At 63.5% G+C, this 21,528-nt stretch carries 20 protein-coding genes; 6 read left to right on the top strand and 14 right to left on the bottom strand.

Annotated features, from left to right (window positions below; genetic code table 11):
- Positions 1 to 31: 31 nt before the first annotated feature.
- The 3 genes from P6U24_RS17120 to P6U24_RS17110 all read right to left on the bottom strand — a co-directional run bounded on the left by P6U24_RS17120 (position 32) and on the right by P6U24_RS17110 (position 4,725).
- Positions 32 to 1,654: an SPOR domain-containing protein gene (locus tag P6U24_RS17120; protein ID WP_407160240.1), complete on the bottom strand. Its 1,623-nt coding sequence runs from the start codon at positions 1,652 to 1,654 to the stop codon at positions 32 to 34.
- A 98-nt stretch (positions 1,655 to 1,752) separates the two neighbouring features.
- Entirely contained in the window at positions 1,753 to 3,549 is a 1,797-nt protein-coding gene (gene argS / locus P6U24_RS17115; protein ID WP_407160239.1) for an arginine--tRNA ligase, read from the bottom strand.
- 9 nt (positions 3,550 to 3,558) lie between these two features.
- Positions 3,559 to 4,725: a deoxyguanosinetriphosphate triphosphohydrolase gene (locus P6U24_RS17110; RefSeq protein WP_407160238.1), complete on the bottom strand. Its 1,167-nt coding sequence runs from the start codon at positions 4,723 to 4,725 to the stop codon at positions 3,559 to 3,561.
- Between the two features lie 106 nt (positions 4,726 to 4,831).
- On the opposite strand from P6U24_RS17110, the gene erpA reads away from it, so the two are divergent.
- The gene (gene erpA, locus P6U24_RS17105; protein WP_407160237.1) at positions 4,832 to 5,161 is read left to right on the top strand and encodes an iron-sulfur cluster insertion protein ErpA; all 330 of its coding nucleotides are present in this window, start codon (positions 4,832 to 4,834) and stop codon (positions 5,159 to 5,161) included.
- Positions 5,162 to 6,077: 916 nt separating this feature from the next.
- Here erpA and P6U24_RS17100 read toward each other — a convergent pair.
- The 5 genes from P6U24_RS17100 to P6U24_RS17080 all read right to left on the bottom strand — a co-directional run bounded on the left by P6U24_RS17100 (position 6,078) and on the right by P6U24_RS17080 (position 9,696).
- Positions 6,078 to 6,479, bottom strand: coding sequence for an EF-hand domain-containing protein (locus P6U24_RS17100; RefSeq protein ID WP_407160236.1), 402 nt, complete (start codon positions 6,477 to 6,479; stop codon positions 6,078 to 6,080).
- 148 nt (positions 6,480 to 6,627) lie between these two features.
- A complete protein-coding gene (locus tag P6U24_RS17095; protein WP_407160235.1) occupies positions 6,628 to 7,359 on the bottom strand; it encodes a hemerythrin domain-containing protein in 732 nt (243 codons plus the stop codon).
- 181 nt (positions 7,360 to 7,540) lie between these two features.
- Positions 7,541 to 8,974 carry a DUF5939 domain-containing protein gene (locus P6U24_RS17090; RefSeq protein ID WP_407160234.1) on the bottom strand — a complete coding sequence of 478 codons (1,434 nt, stop codon included), beginning with the start codon at positions 8,972 to 8,974 and terminating at the stop codon, positions 7,541 to 7,543.
- 193 nt (positions 8,975 to 9,167) lie between these two features.
- Entirely contained in the window at positions 9,168 to 9,569 is a 402-nt protein-coding gene (locus P6U24_RS17085) for a hypothetical protein (protein WP_407160233.1), read from the bottom strand.
- Positions 9,550 to 9,696 carry a hypothetical protein gene (locus P6U24_RS17080; protein WP_407160232.1) on the bottom strand — a complete coding sequence of 49 codons (147 nt, stop codon included), beginning with the start codon at positions 9,694 to 9,696 and terminating at the stop codon, positions 9,550 to 9,552. The genes P6U24_RS17085 and P6U24_RS17080 overlap by 20 nt, the downstream gene beginning before the upstream one ends.
- 230 nt (positions 9,697 to 9,926) lie before the next feature.
- On the opposite strand from P6U24_RS17080, the gene P6U24_RS17075 reads away from it, so the two are divergent.
- The 5 genes from P6U24_RS17075 to xth all read left to right on the top strand — a co-directional run bounded on the left by P6U24_RS17075 (position 9,927) and on the right by xth (position 14,016).
- On the top strand, positions 9,927 to 10,355 hold the full coding sequence (locus tag P6U24_RS17075; protein WP_407160231.1) for a universal stress protein: 429 nt from the start codon (positions 9,927 to 9,929) through the stop codon (positions 10,353 to 10,355).
- A gap of 298 nt (positions 10,356 to 10,653) precedes the next feature.
- Positions 10,654 to 11,010 carry a hypothetical protein gene (locus P6U24_RS17070; protein ID WP_407160230.1) on the top strand — a complete coding sequence of 119 codons (357 nt, stop codon included), beginning with the start codon at positions 10,654 to 10,656 and terminating at the stop codon, positions 11,008 to 11,010.
- Between the two features lie 85 nt (positions 11,011 to 11,095).
- Positions 11,096 to 11,659, top strand: coding sequence for an HdeD family acid-resistance protein (locus tag P6U24_RS17065; RefSeq protein ID WP_407160229.1), 564 nt, complete (start codon positions 11,096 to 11,098; stop codon positions 11,657 to 11,659).
- 85 nt (positions 11,660 to 11,744) lie between these two features.
- On the top strand, positions 11,745 to 13,055 hold the full coding sequence (locus P6U24_RS17060) for an amidohydrolase family protein (protein WP_407160493.1): 1,311 nt from the start codon (positions 11,745 to 11,747) through the stop codon (positions 13,053 to 13,055).
- Positions 13,056 to 13,224: 169 nt separating this feature from the next.
- Positions 13,225 to 14,016, top strand: coding sequence for an exodeoxyribonuclease III (xth, locus tag P6U24_RS17055; RefSeq protein WP_407160228.1), 792 nt, complete (start codon positions 13,225 to 13,227; stop codon positions 14,014 to 14,016).
- A gap of 261 nt (positions 14,017 to 14,277) precedes the next feature.
- Here the strand turns inward: xth and P6U24_RS17050 are convergent, their stop codons facing one another.
- From P6U24_RS17050 to lpdA, 6 genes are all read right to left on the bottom strand, one after another.
- Positions 14,278 to 14,754 (bottom strand): GNAT family N-acetyltransferase, encoded by a 477-nt coding sequence (locus P6U24_RS17050; protein WP_407160227.1) that lies wholly within the window; start codon positions 14,752 to 14,754, stop codon positions 14,278 to 14,280.
- A gap of 44 nt (positions 14,755 to 14,798) precedes the next feature.
- A complete protein-coding gene (locus P6U24_RS17045; protein WP_407160226.1) occupies positions 14,799 to 15,638 on the bottom strand; it encodes a tetratricopeptide repeat protein in 840 nt (279 codons plus the stop codon).
- Entirely contained in the window at positions 15,625 to 17,349 is a 1,725-nt protein-coding gene (ilvD, locus tag P6U24_RS17040) for a dihydroxy-acid dehydratase (RefSeq protein ID WP_407160492.1), read from the bottom strand. Before ilvD ends, P6U24_RS17045 begins: the two co-directional genes overlap by 14 nt.
- A 243-nt stretch (positions 17,350 to 17,592) precedes the next feature.
- Positions 17,593 to 18,567, bottom strand: a complete 975-nt coding sequence (locus P6U24_RS17035) for a tripartite tricarboxylate transporter substrate binding protein BugD (RefSeq protein ID WP_407160225.1) — start codon at positions 18,565 to 18,567, stop codon at positions 17,593 to 17,595.
- A gap of 37 nt (positions 18,568 to 18,604) precedes the next feature.
- On the bottom strand, positions 18,605 to 19,846 hold the full coding sequence (locus P6U24_RS17030) for a threonine synthase (protein WP_407160224.1): 1,242 nt from the start codon (positions 19,844 to 19,846) through the stop codon (positions 18,605 to 18,607).
- A gap of 137 nt (positions 19,847 to 19,983) precedes the next feature.
- On the bottom strand, positions 19,984 to 21,405 hold the full coding sequence (lpdA, locus tag P6U24_RS17025; RefSeq protein ID WP_407160223.1) for a dihydrolipoyl dehydrogenase: 1,422 nt from the start codon (positions 21,403 to 21,405) through the stop codon (positions 19,984 to 19,986).
- Between the last annotated feature and the right edge of the window lie 123 nt (positions 21,406 to 21,528).

Here is a 21,528-nt window from a genome sequence, read left to right as displayed (position 1 = left end):
AACCCCGGCCCCATGCACGGTCAAGAAGTGGTTACTGGTTACTAAACGCGAAACACTGGCCGCCGGCGCTTTTCAACGTTCCGCACATCTTGTTGGCCTCGTCTCGGGTCGCAAACGGGCCGACCGCGGCGCGATACATCACCTTGCCGTTGGGTTCCACGCGCTTGATCACAGGCGAATAGGACCCGAGCACCGACGAATATTTCGCCTGCACGGCCTGGTAGGACGATATCGCATCGGCTTCGCTGATCTGCGACGAGATCGAGACCAGGTATCCGCCACCGCCCGAGGCCGCCGGGGCGGCAGCAGAAGGCTGCTCCGCCGGATTGACCGACGCCACCCGGCTGGGCGCCTGCTGCGGCGTGATCGCCATCGGCGCGTTGTTGGCGGATGCGTTGGCATTGGCGGGCGAGTTGTGCGGCAGCACCGGCTGCGCCGCGATCACCTTTGCCGGCTTGGGCGCAGGCGGCGGAGCCGTGGCGGCGTCGCCCTGGTTGCCGCTCACCGACAGCGTCTTGATCGGACGCGGATCGCCGTTCGGCATGGTGCCATTGCTGACGCTCGGCGCCGCCGAGGCCATCGCAGTCGGCGCGACACTTGCCGTCGAGGGCGGGCTGCCGTTCTGGTTGGGCGGCTGCGGGAAGACCACGCGCGGTCCACCATTGCTATTGCCACTATTGCCACCGATGGACCGGCTCGGATCGACCGGCGTCTCCTCGCGCGACACGAGCTTTTCGCCGCCATCGCCCCCGAGCAGCCGGTCCGGCACCTTCGGAGAGGTGTCGGCAGGCGACGCCATGATCTTGGTCGGGCTGTTATCGGCCCTGATGATCGGGGGCTCGCTGCTGTGCGTGCCTGAGAAATAGGTCCGGTAGGCGAACGCCCCGCTGGTGCCAAGGACGCCGAGCGCGAGGATCGCGACCACCATCACCTTGCCGCCGCGGCGCTTGGGCGCCTCTTCCTCTTCAGCCTCGTCGTAGCCGTCCTGGTAGCCGAACTGGTCTTCCTCATAATCCTGCTCGCCGTGATATTCCTGCTGAGCTGGACCGAGCTGCCCATACAGTGCCTCGTCATAACGGGACGGATCCGCGCCCTGCTCGTCGAACGCTACCTCCCGTTGAAAATGCGGGTCGGCCTCACCGGCACCGAAGCGATGGCGGGACTCGCCGACGCTGAAGTCGAGCTTGGCCAATTCGTCCGCAAAATCCTGATTGGGGTGCGAGCGCTGCGCGGCCGGATGCGGCGCCTGCTGGATTTCGAAGTCCTGCGCGGCGAAGTCGCGGTCGAGATCGCTGGGGCCTTGCACCGCGCCCGGAAACGGCGGCGGTGCAGCCGCGCGCTGCGGCTCGCGTGGCAGCTCGGCAAACGGATCGCGAGCCGATGCCGGGACCTGCTGCTGGCTCTTGGGAATTTCCTGCCGATTGGCCCGCTGCATCCATGATGGCGGCCCGGGGGGAATCGACGGCTCGGGCTCGGCGGGCTGCCGGGCTGCGGGCGGGCGCGGTGCGACAGGAGGCGTGCCGCGTCCGGATTGTGCGTCGGTCTGTCCGATCAGCCGCGCCAGCTCGGCGAGCGGATCGGCATCGGCGCGGGGATCTCCGCCGCGGCCGAAACCATCGGAGGGGAAGGATCTGTCCTGATAACGATCAGCCATGGTAATGAAGCGTCCCTGCGGGTGAGCCGCATATTCGAGCCAAAGGCGGACCCTGCCAGATTGAGGCCCCAAACCCAGGTTGCGTCCGTCTCCTACTACTACCTCATCGCATCGGGAGCATGGACGCCCAAAACAGCAAGTCCCGACGCCAGAACCGAGACAACGCCCTGAACCATGGCCAATCGCGCCTTGGTCATGTGTGCATCATCATTGATAATGAAGCGTAAATAGGGCAAATCGCGGCCCTTCGTCCAGAGCGCGTGAAATTCACTCGCTAGATCATAGAGATAGAAGGCGATCCTGTGAGGCTCGTGAGCTGCCGCCGCGCCCTCGATCATCCGTGGATACATAGCAAGCCGTTTCAAGAGCTCCAATTCCGTGGAATCACTGAGCAGCTCAAGCTTCGCATCCGACAGATACGCGATGCGTGCATCGTCCTCTTCCGGCAGATCCGGGAACACCTCGCGCGCGTTGCGGAAGATCGAATGTCCGCGTGCGTGCCCGTACTGCACGTAGAACACCGGATTGTCCTTCGACTGCTCGATCACCTTGGCGAGATCGAAATCCAGCACCGCATCGTTCTTGCGGTAGAGCATCATGAAGCGCACGGCGTCGTTGCCGACCTCGTCGACCACCTCGCGCAAGGTGACGAAGTCGCCCGAGCGCTTCGACATCTTTACCGGCTCGCCATTGCGCAGCAGTTTCACGAGCTGCACGATCTTGACGTCAAGCGTTGCCTGCCCCGCCGTCACGGCCTTCACCGCCGCCTGCATGCGCTTGATGTAGCCGCCATGGTCGGCACCGAACACGTCGATCAGGTCGGCAAAGCCGCGCTCGAACTTGTTGCGGTGATTGGCAATGTCGGACGCGAAGTAAGTGTAGGTGTTGTCCGACTTGATCAGCGGACGGTCGACATCGTCGCCGTAAGCCGTGGCCCGGAACAAAAGCTGCTCGCGATCCTCCCAGTCCTCCACCGGCGCGCCCTTCGGCGGCGGAAGGCGGCCTTCATAGACATCGCCGCGCTCGCGCAGGAAATCGATGGTCTCGGCGACCTTGTTGTTGCCATGAGCGATCAGCGAGCGCTCGGAAAAAAACACGTCGTGCTTGATGTTGAGCGCGGCGAGATCACCCTTGATCTCGTCCATCATCATCGCGATCGCCTTGTCGCGCACGATGGGGAGCCATTGGGCTTCCGGCAGGTCGCGCAGCTTGTCGCCGTGCTCGGCGGCGAGCGCCTGCCCCACCGGCTTCAGGTAGTCGCCGGGATAAAGGCCTTCCGGAATCGTGCCGATATCCTCGCCAAGCGCCTCGCGATACCTGAGAAAGGCCGAGCGCGCGAGCACGTCGACCTGCGCCCCGGCATCGTTGATGTAGTATTCTCTGACGACGTCACGTCCGGCGAATTGCAGCAGGCTGCACAGCGCATCGCCGAACACGGCGCCACGGCAATGCCCGACATGCATCGGCCCGGTCGGATTGGCCGAGACATATTCGACATTGACCTTGGGCGCGCCCTTGACCGGCGCGATCCGGCCATAAGCTGCGCCCTCGCGCAGGATGGTGGCGAGTTGCTCCGCCCAGACGCCCGGCTGCAAGGTCAGATTGATGAAGCCGGGACCGGCGACGTCGACCTTGGCGACCAGCGCATCCTCGCGCAAGCGTGCGGCGATCGCTTCCGCGAGATCACGCGGCTTCGCCTTCGCCTCCTTCGCCAGCACCATCGCAGCATTGGTGGCCATGTCGCCATGGCTCGGATCGCGCGGCGGCTCGACCACCACGCGCGAAAAATCGATCCCGTCGGGCCAACCGCCCGCTGATGCGAGATCGGCGCAAATGGCATGCACGCGCGCCAGCACGTCGGCGAAAAGATGCAGGTTTGGAGCTTTGTCGGGCATGGGCGCCGCCTAACGCAAATCCGGGGTCGAGTCAAAAAGCCTGTGGTGCTCGGTCAGCGCGAAACGGTCGGTCATCCCGGCAATGAAATTGCCGATCCGCCGGATGCGCTCCCCCTCCTCCTCGCAGCCCAGCAGCCATTCCGGCGGCAGCGCGGCGGGATCGGCTTGGTAATGGCCGAACAGGTCGGCGACGATCGCCTCGGCGTCGCGCATCACTGCGATCACCCGCGGATGGCGATACATGCGGTGCCACAGAAACGATTTGATCGCAGCCTCAGCACCCGAGACCTCGGGCGAGAAGGAGACGAGCTGGCGGCCAAGGTTGCGGACGTCCTCGACCGAGGTCGGCTGCGCGGCATCGATCCGGCGCCGCGTCTCCGACATGACTGCCGAGATCAGATAGGAAATCAGCTCCCGCACCAGCTCCGCGCCGCGCCTGATGTCGTCGAGACCGGGGTAATGCCGATCGATGGCGGCAATCATCTCCTGCGTCAGCGGCATCTCCCTGAGATCATCGACCGCGAACAGCCCGGCCCGCATCCCGTCGTCGATGTCATGGGCGTCATAGGCGATGTCGTCCGATATCGCGGCGACCTGCGCCTCCAAGGAGGCGAAGCTTTCAAGTTCCAGGTCCCAGCGCCCGCTGAACTCGAGGATTCCGAGCGGAACGGGCTCGGCCAGCGGGCCGTTGTGCTTGACGATTCCCTCCAGCGTCTCCCAGGTCAGGTTGAGCCCATCGAATTCCGGGTAGCGCTGCTCGAGCGCGGTGACCACGCGCAGCGTCTGCGCATTGTGATCGAAACCGCCATGATCCTTCAGGCAGGCATCGAGCGCCCGTTCGCCGGCATGACCGAACGGCGGATGGCCGAGATCATGCGCCAGCGCCAAGGCCTCGGTGAGGTCCTCGTCGAGCCCGAGCTGACGGGCGAGCGCGCGGGCGATCTGGGCCACTTCGAGCGAATGGGACAGCCGGGTGCGGTAATGATCGCCCTCGTGAAACACGAACACCTGGGTCTTGTGCTTGAGCCGCCGGAACGCGGTGGAATGGATCACGCGGTCGCAATCGCGCCGGAAGGCGCTGCGGGTCCGCGACGGCGGCTCGGCCACCAGCCGGCCGCGGCTGCGATCGGGATCGCAGGCATAGGGCGCACGGGGGGCAGCCATTCCGACCGACACGGGACAACCTTCCGAGAATTGATTCCTTTACGCAGTGCACTTAACTATGGGGAACGCCCGATACCAACCAAAATGGGCATGAATTTCTCGTCCGGAGACTGTTGCCATGACTGACGCCGTCACCATCAGCGAGCGCGCCGCCCGCCGGATCGGGCAGATCCTGAGCAAGGAGGATGCCGGTGCCATGCTGCGGATCTCGGTCGAGGGCGGCGGCTGCTCCGGCTTCCAGTACAAGTTCGACATCGAGCGCGCCAAGGCGGACGACGACCTCGTCATCGAGCGCGACCAGGCCGTGGTGCTGGTCGATCCCGCCTCGGTGCCATTCCTGGCCGGTTCGGAGGTCGATTTCGTCGACGACCTGATGGGCGCCTCCTTCCGCGTCAACAATCCCAATGCCACCGCCTCCTGTGGCTGCGGCACCAGCTTCTCGGTCTGAGGCATCACGTTCCCACCACATCGCCATTCCGGATCGGCTCGTTTCGCGCGCGCCGGAGTGACGACCCAGTTTGCATTGCGCGTCTCACATCCCTCTGCTGTCATCGTCCGCGAAGGCGGACGATCCAGTACTCAAGACGGTTGTGATCTTCCGAGAGGCCGCGGCGTACTGGATGCCCGCCTGGGCGGGCATGACAGTGGAGTATGAGGCGGCATTCTCGCGACATATTCTGCCCGAGCTTTGCAAGATACTTGTCCCTCTTTTGACAGAGGGTGCAGGGAAGGCCGGGAGCTCGCCGCCCCCATGGCCCGCCTGCAGAAAAAAATGCAGGCGGCAGTCACCACAGGTTCGGCCAAGACATCCCGGCCTTCCCTGCGCGAATGGGCTTCCGGTTTATACGCGCTCTCCTCAGGGACCGGCTTTCTTGCCCCTGTCGTCCGCGCACTCGTCAAAGCGCCGCGAACTTGACCTCAGCACCGGGAGGCCAGGACCACACGATTTCACCGTCCGTGCGGCTGCGCTCGTCTGGCGCCGCCCTCACGTCCATCGCAGCCCGCCTCTACGTATCGTGACGACGCGTACGCCCCTCTTCGACAAGGCGGGATGGCGTAGATAAGCATGATTTCCGAAAAATCGAAAGCGATTTATTTTCGCTCGGGGGGCTTGAACATGCTCATCAGGTTGAAGCGGCTGACGGAATCCGCCTTTCGGCGCAGATCATTTTGAGGCGCCCGGCTCTCGCCTGGGTCAGCCGCACGACAGAATTGCCCGACAACGCGAGTGGCGCCAGCAGAGGACATGCATGCCGCGCTCACGCAAGCCGGCGACCATTCAGTTGAGTGTCAGTCCGGGCGGTCTGTCGGAGGCGCCGCATGCAAGCTTGCAGTTCGATTTGCGAACGGCTGCGGAAAGCCGATCACCTCGTCCCGTGGATGAACGCTTGCATCTCTTCCGGCGTCAGCTTGCCATCCTTATTGGTGTCCATCGCCTTGAAGATTCTTTCGTGAGCTGCCTGAAATTCCTGCAGGGAGATGGTCCCGTCACCGTCGGCATCCATGAGAGCAAACATCATGCGCATCATGACAGGCGAGCCCATCGCACCGCTTCGCATCATGCCGCGTCCCATCATATGTCCCATCATCCCATGGTCCATCATGCTTCCCTGCCCCATCATGCCGCCACCGTCCTGACCCATCGAATGCGATTGCATCTGTTGCGGATCCGGTTGGTTGAGCGTCTGGGCCTGCGCCAAGACACCAGCAGTGCTGCACGCCAGTATGAGAGCAGATGTCGCCATTCCCAAGATGTGCTTGCACATTGAAGCCTCCTCAAAGACTCACCACGGCCCGATCGTTCCGCCCCAACGACATAATTCTATCATTTCGCGCCAAGGCAGCAGATCACAATGTCTGCAATGGGTCCGGTGCACAGCCGGAAGGCTGATGTCGCACCAAATCGAACATGGGTCACCGCGGGGTGAATTGGTCCAGGTCGTGAATGCCCATCTGCTGCTCCAGTCGGGCGACGCGAGCGACCATCTTCTCGAAGCCGTCCTCCCCGAACAGCTCGTGCTCCTTCTTCTCGAAATCCTCGGCCATCGCGTCATACTCGTTCGACGAGACCACGTCCTTCAGCTTGGGGAAAAGGTCGGTATCCTCGCGTGCCGCGTGCGGCCGGTACATCGTGACGAAGGATTGCATGGAGCCGACGAGCTGCTTGCGATCGTCATCATTGCTTCGGCCCGTCGGCGCGAGCTTCAAGATTGTCTCCGTGACCTTCCGTCCCGCTGCGTGCTGGCGCAGCAAGGTGTCTACAAGATCCGTCATCTTCCCGGCTTTCTTGAAGCGTGGAAATACGTGCTCCTCCTCCGACCTCTCATGATAGTTGTTGATGAAATCGCGGACGATCTCGGCCGATTGCGTGATCAAGGCCGGGTCGACGTCCTCGTTCGACGAGAACTTCCGGATTGCTGCTTCATAGAGCAGCAGCACGCGGTCGAGCACTCCGTGCTCGCGCATCAAGTCTTCGGGCGGCGTGACCTCCTCATCCTTCTTTCCGGTGACCATCTCCTTCAACTTCTCGCCGACGCCCTTCTCCTCAGCGAAGACCGGCCCGACGAAAACGGCCGGCGCGGCGACGGCCGCCAGCGCCCCGCCGACCAGAAGCAGACGGCGCTTGCTTGGCATGACGACTTCCATGATGGACGCTCCTGTGAATGCGAGGGGACGGTGGCAACACAGCGCCTTAACGGACGGCGAGGAGCGCCGTTCCAATTACGAAATTCGATAAGGAATGTCCGGTTCGGCCGGCGATCGGCGTGCCGGCACGCCTGACGAAACGTCCGGAGCAGCGGATGCCGGCCAGCGCATGACGCCGTGATCAGGACACCCTTCGGGCGAGACGATAGATTGATATCGCCTTGCTGACGCCCTTGAGCTCGGCCTCGCTCTTGGTCACCGGGTACGGCGCAATGATGTCAGCCACATCGGGCGCGCCGTAAACCTCTTCGGTCATGCAGATCTCGTCGCCATCGGCGAGGTTTTGCACCCGCGCAGCGATGTTCACGGTCTGGCCAAAATAGTCGAGCCGCTCGTTGAGCGTGACCGCGATCGAGGCGCCGCGGTGCACGCCGATTTTCAGGATGAAATCGCGCTGCGGGCGGTCCCGATTGAGCTGATCCACCGCCTCGCGCATCTCGAGCGCCGCCTGCACCGCGTCCGCCGATGTCGAAAACGCCGCCATCACGGCGTCGCCGATCGTCTTAGTGACGGCGCCGTTGTGCCGCACCGTGGCGTCGAGAAGATGCTGGAAGTGCCGCTGCACCTGGATGTAGGCGTTGAGATCGCCGATCCGTTCGTAGAGCGCTGTCGAGCCCTTGAGATCGGTGAAGACGAGGGTCACGTCGAGAACCGCAATGCCCTCCGTCGCGCCGATCACCTCCGAGCGGAAGAAGTCGCGAAAGGTCTGTGTCATCAGCAGCCGCTTGCCGGACAAGGATGGCGTGAACTGAAGCTTTGGGCGCTGAAACGTCGCCGAGGGAAGCTGCAGGATGCCGAACACCACCGGCTGCTTGCCGGCATTGCGAACGTCGAACACGACCTTGCCAGGTCCGATGCTTGCCGTGGGGGTCATGCATTTGCCGTGCTCGAGCGTGACCTGCAGGTGGGATGGGGTGAGCCCCGCTCCTCTTTCGACCGGGAAAGAGAAATGGGCGTCGCTGTCGAAATCCTGGCCCAGGAGCGCACCTTCGGCGGCATCAATATCGAGCTTGGCCACAGAGTCCGGCTCGATGCGGGTGAGCACCCTGACCAGCCCTTTGGCCGCCTCGCTCCATGGCACGCCCTCGGGCAGTAAGCCGCCCGGCGTCAGCTTATATTGGAAGACGTAGTCCCAGGCCGAAAGCGTATCCGGCCGATGGAAGCGGATGCTGCGGACGGCGGGCGACACTGTGAACGTCACCGTGATGTAATCGTCGAGCGCGGCGTCGTAGTCGCTTTGACAGAGATGGCAGTGGAAATGCGTGTGCAGCTTGCGCAAGCTCCGGAAGCTCTCGACAACATCGGAGCACATCGGACAAACCAGCTGCCAGTCCATGTCGAACAGCCCGGCCACGCAGGCGTGGAGGAACAGATCAATCGCCTCCGGCTCGGCGATCGATTTTTCCACGGCGAACTGGATCGGATTGATCCGGTACAGTGCCTCGTCCGTGCCCGCGCGCAGCAGCGTCTCCAACCGTGAGACCACGCGCGGACTCCAGGATTTGGCTGCTTCGAGCACAACCAGGCGCTCCTCGAGCTTCTTTTCGTCGATCATCGCATCACACCGCGACATAGTCCCGATCGTCGTCGGACGTTTTCCCTGAATACACAATTCACCAGCTCGGGGCGAGCCCGTCGCGACGGCAAGCGCGGTGGGAATGTCTATCATGGGAGCTTGCGCGAAGATGTTCAGTTTGCGCTGCTTGCTTGCGCCAAGCGACACAGCAGCTCCATGAGTCAGCAGGGCTTCACGTACCTCGCGCGTCGCGTATGGCCTGAGCGACCTTCGTCGCTTGCGACACCCGTCCCACCCTTGCGCCCGTCACGATCTTTCTACGACGTGGGCTCGGCTTCGCCACCATGCCGCTGTTCGCGCTTGCTCCGGCCGGAGGATACGTCATGAAGTTCGCGGCTCGGTACAGTGCGAGGGCCCTGCGAGCCGCGTCGACATGCGCGGTCCGGGCGGCCAGGTTGTGAAGACGAGCGAGCTCCTTGTTCAGCCGCTTCAGCGCCGAGGCGAAGACCTGCTTGCGCTCCGATGCATGCTCGGCTGTTCCGGAGAAGCTTGCTCCGCGCGCTTCGGCCTTTCCGTGCCGCTCGCGTCGCCGCTGCTGTTCGAATGTCCGCTCCTTATCGCGCATCTTGCGCAAGCGTGGTCGCAGGCGACTCCAGCTCAGCCACCTCGATCTCGTAAATGGCAGGATGATGCGTCAGGCGGATCGTCTCGTATTCGTCGTGGCTGAGCAGGCTGCGTTCGAACTTGCAAGGGACAGACATGATCGTTCCTCGACTTAATCTCTTGAAGTTCAGGCAACGGACGGATCCAGGCCGGTTCGAACAGGCTATTGTGCGAAGCCGCAGCTCTGCCATCAGTAAAATCGGAAGATGGTGGAGAGGGCTATTCCGGATATGCCGCTTCGGGTCGAAGGGCGATCCTGCGCGCCAAGTTCGAAATTTCGGCTGGCGGCCTTTGCGGGCGATACGTCCAGACAATCGGGAGGTGAAGCATGTATCGGCATATTCTCATTCCGACGGATGGGTCGGAGCTGGGGGAGCACGGCCTGGCGCATGGGCTGGCGCTGGCGAAGTCTCTTGGCGCCAAGGCGTCCATCATCTTCGTTGTCGAACCGTTTCCAGACATGACCGGACGCTTCCTCGAAGCATTCGCGACTTATGTCGAGCTCCGCAAAGAACAGGCCAACAGCGCGTTGGACCGCGCAGCAAAGGCGGCCAAGGAGGCCGGCGTTCCCTGCACGACGATCCAGGTCGAGAGCGCACAGCCGCATCATGGCATCATCGCAGCAGCCGAGGAGAACGGCTGCGATCTCATCGTCATGTCATCGCACGGACGCAGCGGACTTCCCGCGCTTCTCATCGGCAGTGTGACAAACAAGGTGGTGACCCACGCGAAAACCCCCGTCCTGGTTTGTCAGTGATGAGCAGACCGCTCGACGACGGTCACGGACGCGTCGGACTGGCGCGGTCCGGCCTTGGGCTGCGTTCCCCGCCATCTGTAAATTCGTAATCAAACGTGCTTGATCAGGATCGCGCGATGGAACGCCCCTAGATTGCATCATTGACTCACAATCTACTTCAGCGCTTAATCGTTCCTGGCGATGAGCGATCGAGGCGACCGGCGGCAGGCCGAGGAAAAGCAGGACGCAAAGAGCATTAGATAGAGCCTTAGTAAGCGTCGAGTCAGTTGCGTAGCACGTGAGTCCGAAGGAGCAGCCAATGGGCCTGCCTTCCATCGCGGAACAAAGGGAGCCGCCGTTCGTCTCGACGGCGCACCCGCCCGAACCAGACATCGCGCAGCGTCTGGTGTTCGATGCCCACCTGCGCTTCAAGGCGAACCAAGACCGCCAGAACTCACAAGCTTATCCGGCGCTTGCGCGCGACCTGTTCGGCGTCTGCGCGGTCGGGACCAGCGGCAATCTGGCCACGCGTCCGACGTTGCCGGTCGCGCCGAGGATCGGCCGTCTGGGCATGGCCGGCCTCGCGCTGCTGGCGGTAATCCCGGCCGGAGGCCTGCCGGACTATCTGCCGCGCGAGATTCCAAGCGATGGAGCCGCGGAGGAAGAACCGGTCTGAGCGAGCCGCCGCATGCCCCTGCATGCGGCGCTTGCGTGAAAGATTGCGCAACACGTTCGAGATGCGCGAAGACAGGAGGTTGGACATGACCACCTACGGCCACAGCTCTCCCATGGGCATGACGAGGCTGCCGACCCCGCCCTTCTGGGTATGCATCCTGCTCGGCATCGTCATGATCGGCGCGGGCTTCCTGGTGCTGGGCGACCTGGCATTCTTCACGGTGATCAGCACCATCTTCATCGGCTGGATGGCCATCGTCGCCGGTGGGTTCGAAGTCATCCACGCCTTCTGGACCAAGGGCTGGGGCGGCTTCCTGTGGCAGGTGCTGCTCGGCATTCTCTATCTTGCATTCGGGATCGTGCTGGTGACGCAGCCGCTGACCAGCGCACTGATCCTCACTTACGTGCTCGGCCTCGTGCTCATTCTATCGGGCGTGGTTCGCATTCTGCTCGGCATCAGCCATTGGCAGGAAGCCGGCTGGGTGATGCTGCTGTCCGGCGTGTTCGGCATCCTGGCCGGCGTGGTCATCCTGACCGGATTTCCGGCCACCGGCCTGTGGGTGCTCGGCTTCCTGCTCGGTATCGATCTCATCATGCACGGCATCGGCTGGCTGACCTATGCCTGGATGCCGGCATCACGGACCGTATAGCGGTCCTGAACCCGACGGTGGATCGATGAGCGCGTCGAGGTCATACGGGATCGCCGGATGCCTGCTGCTGCTGGCCTGGATCGGAATGGTCGCTCCATTCCCATCATCTGCATGGGCACAGCAGGATGCCGCCGTCCTGTTTCGCAATGTGCGCATCTTCGATGGCAAGACTGCTATGGTGTCGACGCCGTCGAACGTTCTGGTGCGGGCCGGCAAGATCGAGAAGATCTCGACATGGGAGATTTCGGCCGAAGGCGCACAGCGGATCAATGGCGATGGGCGGGTGCTGATGCCCGGCCTGATCGACGCGCACTGGCACGCGATGCTGGTGCGTCCCACGCCAATGGCTGCGCTCGTCAATGACGTCGGCTACACCAACCTGCTCGCCGCCGCGGAGGCGACCGATACGCTGATGCGCGGCTTCACCACCGTTCGCGACATGGGCGGACCGTCGTTCGCACTCAAGCGCGCCATCGACGAGGGTCTCGTCACCGGGCCGCGCGTCTATCCCTCCGGAGCGATGATCACCATCACCGGCGGCCATGGCGATTTCCGGCAGCTCTATGAGCTGCCGCGGGTGATCGGCGGCTCGCCCACTCGCATGGAGCAGATCGGGGGCAGCATGGTCGCGGACTCCCCGGACGAGGTCCGTGTGCGGGCGCGCGAGCAGCTGATGCAGGGTGCGAGTCAGGTCAAGCTGACGGCCGGCGGCGGCGTCGCCTCGCCGTTCAGCCCGCTCGATGTCTCGACCTTCACGGAAGCAGAGCTGCGGGCCGCCGTGGAGGCCGCCGAGAACTGGGGCACCTATGTCGCCGTGCACGCCTATACGCCGACGGCGATCCAGCGGTCGATCGCAGCCGGTGTGAAATGCATCGAGCATGGGCATCTGATGGACGAAGCGACGGCGCGACTGATGGCCGAAAAGGGCATTTGGCTCAGCACCCAGCCGTTCGGTGACGAGACCGGTGCGAGCGCACTGGGACCGGTGCAACAAGCGAAGGCGCGCGAGGTCGTCGACGGCACGGATCGCGTCTACGCGCTTGCCAAGCAATACAAGATCAAGACCGCGTTCGGCACCGACATCCTGTTCTCGCGGGAACTAGCGCAGCGACAAGGCGCGCTGCTCGCCAGCCTCACGCGCTGGTATAGTCCGGCTGAGGCGCTGATCATGGCGACCTCAACCAATGCCGAACTGCTCGGACTGTCGGGGCCGCGCAATCCCTATCCCGGCAGGCTCGGCGTGGTCGAGGAAGGCGCGCGGGCCGACCTGCTGCTGGTCGACGGCAATCCGCTCGAGGACATCAATCTCGTTGCGGATCCCGCCAAGAACTTCCTGGTGATCATGAAAGACGGAAAGATCTACAAGAACCGTCTGTCTGGCGAGACCCCCAAATAATCGATCCCCCGGCTCCGGATGATCCTCTCTGGAGTGCCACGTCTGGATTGTCAGGGTCCTGCCCTTGACCGCGGCCCCCGCAGCTTGATCTAACCATGACTTGATCTAAGCAGGCGTGATCCTGCTCTTGCCTATGTTCTTGTCTCTGCTCTTTCCTTGGACCTCCGCCATGCGTATCGCCACCTGGAACGTCAATTCGATCCGGCAACGGATCGAGCCCCTGCTGACTTGGCTCAAGGAATGCTCGCCGGACATCGTCTGTCTGCAGGAAACCAAGTGCACGGACGAGGCGTTCCCGCGGCTCGAGATCGAGGCGCTCGGCTACAACCTCGTCACCCACGGCCAGAAGACATTCAACGGCGTCGCGCTGCTCTCCAAATTCCCGATCGACGAAAGCAAATCGGGGCTCGCCGGCGACGACGAGGACACGCATGCGCGCTTCATCGAGGGCGTGGTCAGCCTCAAGCATGGTGTGGTCAGGATCGCCTGCCTCTATCTGCCGAACGGCAATCCGCCAAACACCGAGAAATATCCCTACAAGCTGAAATGGATGTCGCGCTTGCGCGACTATGCCCGCGAGCGACTATTGACCGAGGAGCCGTTGGTGCTGGCCGGCGACTTCAACGTGATCCCGGCCGCCGCCGACGTTGCCAATCCGGAAGCCTGGGTGACCGATGCGCTGTTCCGGCCCGAGACGCGGGAGAGCTTCCAGTCGCTGCTAGGGCTCGGCCTCACCGACGCGCTGCGCGCGGTGACCGATGCGCCCGGGCAATATACCTTCTGGGACTACCAGGCCGGTGCCTGGCAGAAAAACTTGGGAATCAGGATCGATCACCTGTTGCTGTCGCCGCAGGCCAGCGATCGCCTGGTCGAGGTCGGCATCGACAGCTATGTGCGCGCCTGGGAGAAGCCGTCAGACCACGTGCCGATCTGGGCGGATTTCGACCTGGAGACGGCGTGACATCGCCGTCATTGCGAGCGCAAGCGAAGCAATCCAGAGCGACGAGGAAAGCCTGGATTGCTTCGTCGCCTTCGGCTCCTCGCAATGACGGAGTTCACGAAGAGCGCCTCGTCATGCCCGCGCAGGCGGGCATCCAGGACTCCGAGGCAGCACCGATTGAACCGAAGTGCCGCGGCGTACTGGATCGTCCGGCTTCGCGGACGATGACAGCGTTGGGTGAAGCGAGACCGTGCCCTCAACGCACTCACAATGACGGCTCGGTCATTCCTGTACGCGAAGCGGCTTCACCATCGAATACGACGCCGCCGTGCCGAACTTCCCGACAGACGGTCCCTCGTCGCGGTAGCCGCGCGCGAGATAGAATCGGTGCGCGGTCTCGGTGCTGAGCAGCGTGCAGCTCGCCGCGCCATGCGCCGCCGCCCGCTGCTCCAGCGCTGCGAGCATGGCCGAGCTGACACCACGAAAGCGGGCCGCAGGCGCGACATAGTTGGCCGTGATCTCGCCCGCATGCGTCAGGCCGCCGACTGCGAGAATCGCACCATCCTCGACGGCGACGAGAAGCGCGCGGCCGCTTGCAACCGCCCATGCCGCCACATTGTCCGGTGTCTTGTTGGCAAGCCAGCGCGACAGGATGACAGGATCGTCGCGATGATCGGCGCTGCACAGCTCGACGATCGAATCGCGCAGCACCTGGCAGGCTTGCTTCGCATCGGCCGGCGTCGCGTCCCGGATGATCATTGCATTCCCCTCACATCGCAGGGGAATGCAATGCATTCCCCGCTTTAGTCCCGCTTGCCCTGCACCCAGTGCTCAAGCATCTGCAGCGCGGAGGCGCGGTCATCGTCGGACGCTTTGGCGAAGGCGCGGTTGTAGCTTTCCTTGATCCAGACCTCGTCCGGACCGGCGCCGTCGCGCGCGAGCGTCAGGAACATCAATCCGCGCGCCGCCTGTCGCGGCAGCCGGTCGCCGTTGAACAGCATCTGGCCGAGCAGCGCCTGCGCCTGGTGCTGGCCCTTCTGCGCGGCGAGACCGAGCCAGCGTGCACCATAGCGGAAGTCATCCCGCGAGGCGTCCGCCGTCTTCAGATACATCCGTGCCAGGTCGTACTGGGCGTCGGCATTGCCGAAATAGGAGGCGGCGTAGGAGAACATCTCCCTGGCGCGATCCGGATCCGGCTTGACCTTGGAGTTCGGGATGCCGCTCAGATAATAGCGGCCGAGCGCGACGAAGGCGTTGGCGACGATCTGCGCCTGCGGCGCCGACGGCGAGTCCTCGGCATGGGCATTGGCGATCCGGCTGAAATAGTCGAACGCGCGCAGATCGTCCTGCACAAGCCCACCCTCGCCATTCGCATACATCCGCCCGAGCTTCCACTGGGCGACCGGATGGCCCTCATCGGCGGCATATTGCAGCGCAGTGAGCGAGGAGCTGTCTGGCAGCCCCGCGGTGCCCTGCGGGCCGGCCTTGCGCAGATTGGCTGCCGCTCCGGACTGCGCCGTTGCCACCGGAATGGTCGGCTCCTGGTTGATGGGCGCCCCGTCGAACGCAAAGGACGGCGCGGATGCAACCAGTGGGCTCATGCCCAATATCAATGCAAAGACGAGACGCTCAGATGTCCGCATAGCAATATTTCTCTTGCGCACCGCCTGGGTGGGTGACGGCCCCCGCGACCGCCGGCCCGACCTGCTGGGCATATTTCCAAAGCGCACCTGACGTGTGGTGCGTCTCGCGCGGCGTCCATTTGGACTTGCGCTGCACCAGCTCGGCATCGCTCAATTTTACGTTAAGGATACCCGCCTCGGCATCGATCTCGATGATGTCGCCGTCCTCGAGCAAGGCGATCGGCCCGCCGACGGCAGCCTCCGGCCCGACATGGCCGATGCAGAAGCCGCGGGTGGCGCCGGAGAAGCGGCCATCGGTGATCAGCGCGATCTTGCCGCCCATGCCCTGCCCGGTCAGCGCCGCGGTGGTCTGCAGCATCTCGCGCATGCCCGGACCGCCGCGCGGCCCCTCGTAGCGGATGACGATGACCTCGCCTTCCTTGTAGGTGCGGTTCTGCACCGCCTCGAAGGCATCCTCTTCGCGGTCGAAGCAGCGGGCCGGCCCGGTGAATCTGAGATTGGACATGCCCGCGACTTTCACGATCGCGCCCTCAGGCGCGAGATTGCCTTTCAGACCGACAACACCTCCGGTCACAGTGATCGGCTGGTCGGCCGGCCTCACCACGTCCTGGTGCGGATTCCATTTCACGCCTTTGAGATTTTCGGCGATCGTCCGGCCGGTGACTGTGAGGCAGTCTCCATGCAAATAGCCATGATCGAGCAACGTCTTCATCAGAAGCGGAATGCCACCAGCTTCGAACATGTCTTTGGCGACATAGCGGCCACCCGGCTTCAAATCCGCGATATATGGTGTCTTTTTGAAGATTTCGGCGACATCAAACAGGTCGAACTTGATACCTGCCTCATGCGCGATCGCCGGCAGATGCAGCGCAGCATTGGTCGAGCCGCCGGATGCGGCGACCACGGCTGCGGCGTTCTGCAGCGCTTTCAAGGTCACGATGTCGCGCGGGCGGATGTTGGAAGTAATCAGCTCCATCACCTGCTCGCCGGCGGTCATGCAGAAGGAATCGCGGATCTCGTAAGGCGCGGGGGCGCCAGCCGAATAAGGCAGCGCCAGCCCGATCGCTTCCGACACAGTTGCCATCGTATTGGCGGTGAACTGCGCCCCACAGGCACCCGCCGACGGGCAGGCGACGCGCTCGATCTCGTCGAGATCCTCATCCGACATCGCGCCGACCGAATGCTTGCCGACCGCCTCGAACATGTCCTGCACGGTGACCTGCTGGCCACGGAAATTGCCCGGGAGGATCGAGCCGCCATAGATGAAGATCGAGGGCACGTTCAGCCGCACCATCGCCATCATCATGCCCGGCAGCGACTTGTCGCAACCGGCAAGACCGACCAGCGCGTCATAGGCATGACCGCGCATGGTCAGCTCGACCGTGTCGGCAATGGCCTCGCGCGACGGCAGCGACGAGCGCATGCCGTCATGGCCCATGGCGATGCCGTCGGTCACGGTGATGGTGCAGAATTCGCGCGGCGTGCCGCCGGCATGGGCAACGCCCTTCTTCACCGCCTGCGCCTGGCGCATCAGCGCGATGTTGCAGGGCGCGGCCTCATTCCAGCAGGAGGCGACACCGACGAAGGGCTGGTGGATCTGGGCCGTCGTCAGGCCCATCGCATAGAGGTAGGAGCGATGCGGCGCACGCGCCGGACCTTCCGTCACGTGACGGCTCGGCAGCCTGCTCTTGATGTCGGTCTTGGCGTCCATCGCTGGTTTGTTTTCCGCCGGCCCCGCGTGCACGGGCGAGAAAACCCAGTTCATGAAAACCGATTTTCCCTACACCCTTACGCGCCGCCTACTCATGTAAGGTGTTATTTCACGAAGGGGTGTGGCTAAAAAGCGGCGCACCTGCGGCGCGCCCGAAATCGTTACCAAATGGCGGCAAACTGTTGCGACCTCGCAACAAACGTGGCGATGAGGCAACCCTCAGCGGCCACGCTATACCACTCTTCACTCCGTAGAAACCCGGGCCGCTTTGATCATTGGCCACCATTTCGCAATCTCCGCGCGCTGAACCGCACCGAGTGCATCCGGCGTCAGCTGGTCCTGCGGCGGCATCTGCAACCCCAAGTCTTTCAGACGTTTCTGCACATCCGAATCATTCAACGCTGCGACCGCGGCCTGATTGAGCCTGGCGACGGTCTCCTTCGGCGTGCCCTTCGGCACCCACAGCCCCGACCACAGCGTCATGTGAAAGCCAGGCAGGCCTGCTTCATCTGTCGTCGGGACCTCCGGCGCACTCTCGACGCGCTTACCGTCGGTCACCGCATAAGCGCGGATGGCGCCCGCGCGAACCTGGTTGATCGAGTTGGAGGTCTGATCGACGATCAGATCGATCTGGCCGGCGACGAGATCGTTCAGCGCCGGGCCCGTGCCGCGATAGGGCACATATTGCAGCTTGATGCCGGTGACCTGCTCGAAATAGAGCCCGGCGATGTGACTGCCCGAACCATTGCCCGCCGTGCCTGCCGCTGCAGGCGTCGGCTGCGCCTTCAGCCATGCCAGCAGCTCGGCGAGCGACTTGGCCGGGACCGCCGTCTTGCTGACGATGATCATCGGATTGCTCGGCAGCAGCACCACCGGCTCGAGATCGGCGACGAGGTCATAGCTGAGCTTATAGACCGCGCCATTGGCGACATGTGTGCCGAGATGGCCGAAGCTCACCGTGTAGCCGTCCGGCGGCGAATGCACCGCGCGCCCGACGCCGATCGAGCCGCCGGCGCCGGTCACGTTCTCGATCAGGATCGGCTGCCCGAGCGTCTGGCGCATGTGCTCGCCGAGGATGCGCATCATCGCATCCGACGGGCCGCCGGCCGCGAACGGCACGATGACGGTGATCGGACGCGAGGGATAGGTCTCGGCGGCGCGCGCGGGCGCTGCCAAGGTCAACACCGCGAACAGGACAGCAGACAACAAACGATGCATCACTTCCTCCAAACGAGGCCGCGGTGCAGGCTTGTTATTAGAACTGCGCGAAGTCGATCGGCTGGTGACGATCGAGCGTGCGCGTGACCGGCGGCAGCGGATATTTAAGGCCTGTCGCGCAATTGAACAGCATCACGCGATCATTTTTGGTCACGCGCCCGTCGGCGAGGCTCTGCTTGTAGGCGGCGTAGGTCGCAGCTCCCTCGGGGCATAGCAGCAGCCCCTCCTCGCGCACGACTTCTTGAAGCGCAGATGAAATCTTCTCGTCATCGACCGCAATGGCGAAACCTTTGCTCTCGCGCACCGCGCGCAGGATCAGAAAATCTCCGATGGCCTGCGGCACGCGGATCCCGGACGCGATCGTGTGCGCGTCTTCCCAACGCGCGGCATGCTCGACGCCTGCGTCGAAAGCCCGCACCATCGGCGCGCAACCGGATGCCTGCACCGCGACCATGCGCGGACGTTTTGATCCGATGAACCCGATCTTCTCGAGCTCATCGAACGCCTTCCACATCCCAATCAGGCCGGTGCCGCCGCCGGTGGGATAGAAGATCACGTCGGGCACGTCCCAGCCGAGCTGCTCGGCGAGTTCGAGCCCCATCGTCTTCTTGCCTTCGATCCGGTACGGCTCCTTCAAGGTCGAGGTATCGAACCAGCCGACCTTGGCCTTGCCCTCGCCGACAATTTTTCCGCAGTCATCAATGAGCCCGTTGACGCGATAGACGGTCGCGCCCTGCAGCTCGATTTCGCTGACATTCACCTCCGGCGTATCGGCCGGGCAGAAGATCGTGGTCTTGATGCCGCAGCTGGTCGCATAGGCCGCGAGCGCCGCCCCAGCGTTCCCATTGGTGGGCATCGCCATGTGCTTGATGCCGAGCGCCTTGCCCATCGACACCGCCATGACGAGACCGCGCGCCTTGAACGAGCCGGTCGGCAGCCGTCCTTCGTCCTTGACGATGATCTCGCCGCCGCCGAGCTTAGCAGCAAGCCTCGGCAGTCTGATCAGCGGCGTCATGATCTCGCCAAGGCTGACGATGTCCTTGCACCTGCGCACCGGCAGGAGCTCGCGATAGCGCCACATGTCCGCGGGACGCTCGCTGAGCGCGTCCTTCGTCAGCGCCTGCTTCACGCCCGCGAGATCGTAGCGCACCAGCAGCGGCTTGCCGGCCTTGGAGAGATTGTGAACCTGGTCGGCCGCGTAGTGGTCGCCTTCCATCGCGCATTCGAGATGAGTGACGAAGGTCGGGCGCTCGATGGTGAGATTGTCGCTGGATTGCACGGCGGCGGTTCTTTCTTTTTTCTTTGCCAATAGTCAGTTTGTCTTCGTCATTGCGAGCGAAGCGAAGCAATCCAGTTCTGAGTGCGAGGCAGGTCTGGATTGCTTCGTCGCTGACGCTCCTCGCAATGACGGCGGGATCAGATGTTCAGCACGCGCCCGTAGGCGTCGAGCACGGCTTCCTTCATCATCTCGGACAAGGTCGGATGCGGGAACACCGTGTGCATCAGCTCTTCCTCTGTCGTCTCCAGGTTCATCGCGACGACATAGCCCTGGATCAGCTCGGTGACCTCGGCGCCGATCATGTGCGCGCCGAGGAGCTGGCCGGTCTTCTTGTCGAAGATCACCTTGACCAGACCCTGGTCCTCGCCGAGCGCGATCGCCTTGCCGTTGCCGACGAAGGGGAAGCGGCCGACCCGGATCTCGCGGCCGCCCTCCTTCGCCCTGGCCTCTGTGAGGCCGACGGAGGCGATCTGCGGCTGGCAATAGGTGCAGCCCGGAATCAGGTTCTTGTCCATGGCGTGCGGATGCAGGCCCTTGATTGCCTCCACGCAGATCACGCCCTCATGCTCGGCCTTGTGCGCGAGCATCGGCGGACCGGCGACGTCGCCGATCGCATAGATGCCCGGTACGTTGGTCTTGCCATAGCCATCGATGACGATCGTGCCGCGATCGGTCTTCACGCCGAGCTTTTCCAGGCCCAGATTCTCGATATTGCCGACCACGCCGACCGCAGAGATCACACGCTCGAACTCGACCGTCGCAGGCTTGCCCTTGCCGTCGTCGATCGTCGCCATGACGCTGTCGCTCTTCTTGTCGAGCTTGGTGACCTTGGCGCCGGTCAGGATCTTGATGCCCTGCTTCTCGAACCGCTTGCGCGCGAGGCCCGCGATCTCCGCGTCCTCCACCGGCAAGATCTGCGGCAGCACCTCGACCACGGTGACGTCAGAGCCCATGGTGTGAAAGAACGAGGCGAACTCGATGCCGATCGCGCCGGACCCGACCACGAGCAGCGACTTCGGCATCTTCTCCGGCACCATGGCCTCGAAATAGGTCCAGACCAGCTTCTTGTCCGGCTCCAGCCCGGGCAGCACGCGCGGCCGCGCGCCAGTCGCGATGATGATGTGCTTGGCCTGGTAGCTGCCCTCGCCGAGCGCGCCCTTCGGCGCCTCGACGTCGGACTTCTTCACCGTGATCTTGCCGGGTGCATCGATCGCGGCGTGGCCCCAGATCACCGTGACCTTGTTTTTCTTCATCAGGAAGCCGACGCCGTCGTTCAGCCGCTTCGAGACGCCGCGCGAGCGCTGCACCACCGCCTTGGGGTCAAGGGCGACGTTGTCGGCCGATAGGCCGTAATCCTTGGCGTGCTGCATGTAGTGGTAGATCTCGGCCGATCGCAAAAGCGCCTTGGTCGGGATGCAGCCCCAGTTCAGGCAGATGCCGCCGAGATAGGATTTCTCGATGATCGCGGTCTTGAAGCCGAGCTGCGCGGCGCGGATCGCGGTGACGTAGCCGCCGGGGCCGGAGCCGATGATGATGACGTCGAAATTTGTGTCGGCCATGCTGTGCAATCACTCTTGGGGTCAGCCGGATCGCCTGCATTCTCCACGTCATTGCGAGGAGCGTTAGCGACGAAGCAATCCAGCGTTCCGGCGGTTCTCTGGATTGCTTCGCTGCGCTCGCAA

Origin of the sequence: Bradyrhizobium sp. STM 3557 (assembly GCF_045571465.1) — a bacterium.
Taxonomy (GTDB): domain Bacteria; phylum Pseudomonadota; class Alphaproteobacteria; order Rhizobiales; family Xanthobacteraceae; genus Bradyrhizobium.
This window is presented reverse-complemented; position numbering and strand designations above follow the sequence as displayed.

Excerpts from the sequence above, each read along its gene's own strand:
- erpA (WP_407160237.1), top strand. The coding sequence starts at position 4,832 with ATGACTGACGCCGTCACCATCAGCGAGCGCGCCGCCCGCCGGATCGGG.
- lpdA (WP_407160223.1), bottom strand. The coding sequence starts at position 21,405 with ATGGCCGACACAAATTTCGACGTCATCATCATCGGCTCCGGCCCCGGC.
- P6U24_RS17075 (WP_407160231.1), top strand. The coding sequence starts at position 9,927 with ATGTATCGGCATATTCTCATTCCGACGGATGGGTCGGAGCTGGGGGAG.
- P6U24_RS17100 (WP_407160236.1), bottom strand. The coding sequence starts at position 6,479 with ATGTGCAAGCACATCTTGGGAATGGCGACATCTGCTCTCATACTGGCG.
- P6U24_RS17070 (WP_407160230.1), top strand. The coding sequence starts at position 10,654 with ATGGGCCTGCCTTCCATCGCGGAACAAAGGGAGCCGCCGTTCGTCTCG.
- P6U24_RS17090 (WP_407160234.1), bottom strand. The coding sequence starts at position 8,974 with ATGATCGACGAAAAGAAGCTCGAGGAGCGCCTGGTTGTGCTCGAAGCA.
- P6U24_RS17095 (WP_407160235.1), bottom strand. The coding sequence starts at position 7,359 with ATGGAAGTCGTCATGCCAAGCAAGCGCCGTCTGCTTCTGGTCGGCGGG.
- P6U24_RS17080 (WP_407160232.1), bottom strand. The coding sequence starts at position 9,696 with ATGTCTGTCCCTTGCAAGTTCGAACGCAGCCTGCTCAGCCACGACGAA.
- P6U24_RS17060 (WP_407160493.1), top strand. The coding sequence starts at position 11,745 with ATGGTCGCTCCATTCCCATCATCTGCATGGGCACAGCAGGATGCCGCC.
- P6U24_RS17120 (WP_407160240.1), bottom strand. The coding sequence starts at position 1,654 with ATGGCTGATCGTTATCAGGACAGATCCTTCCCCTCCGATGGTTTCGGC.
- argS (WP_407160239.1), bottom strand. The coding sequence starts at position 3,549 with ATGCCCGACAAAGCTCCAAACCTGCATCTTTTCGCCGACGTGCTGGCG.
- P6U24_RS17035 (WP_407160225.1), bottom strand. The coding sequence starts at position 18,567 with ATGCATCGTTTGTTGTCTGCTGTCCTGTTCGCGGTGTTGACCTTGGCA.
- P6U24_RS17065 (WP_407160229.1), top strand. The coding sequence starts at position 11,096 with ATGACCACCTACGGCCACAGCTCTCCCATGGGCATGACGAGGCTGCCG.
- ilvD (WP_407160492.1), bottom strand. The coding sequence starts at position 17,349 with ATGGACGCCAAGACCGACATCAAGAGCAGGCTGCCGAGCCGTCACGTG.
- P6U24_RS17045 (WP_407160226.1), bottom strand. The coding sequence starts at position 15,638 with ATGCGGACATCTGAGCGTCTCGTCTTTGCATTGATATTGGGCATGAGC.
- xth (WP_407160228.1), top strand. The coding sequence starts at position 13,225 with ATGCGTATCGCCACCTGGAACGTCAATTCGATCCGGCAACGGATCGAG.
- P6U24_RS17050 (WP_407160227.1), bottom strand. The coding sequence starts at position 14,754 with ATGATCATCCGGGACGCGACGCCGGCCGATGCGAAGCAAGCCTGCCAG.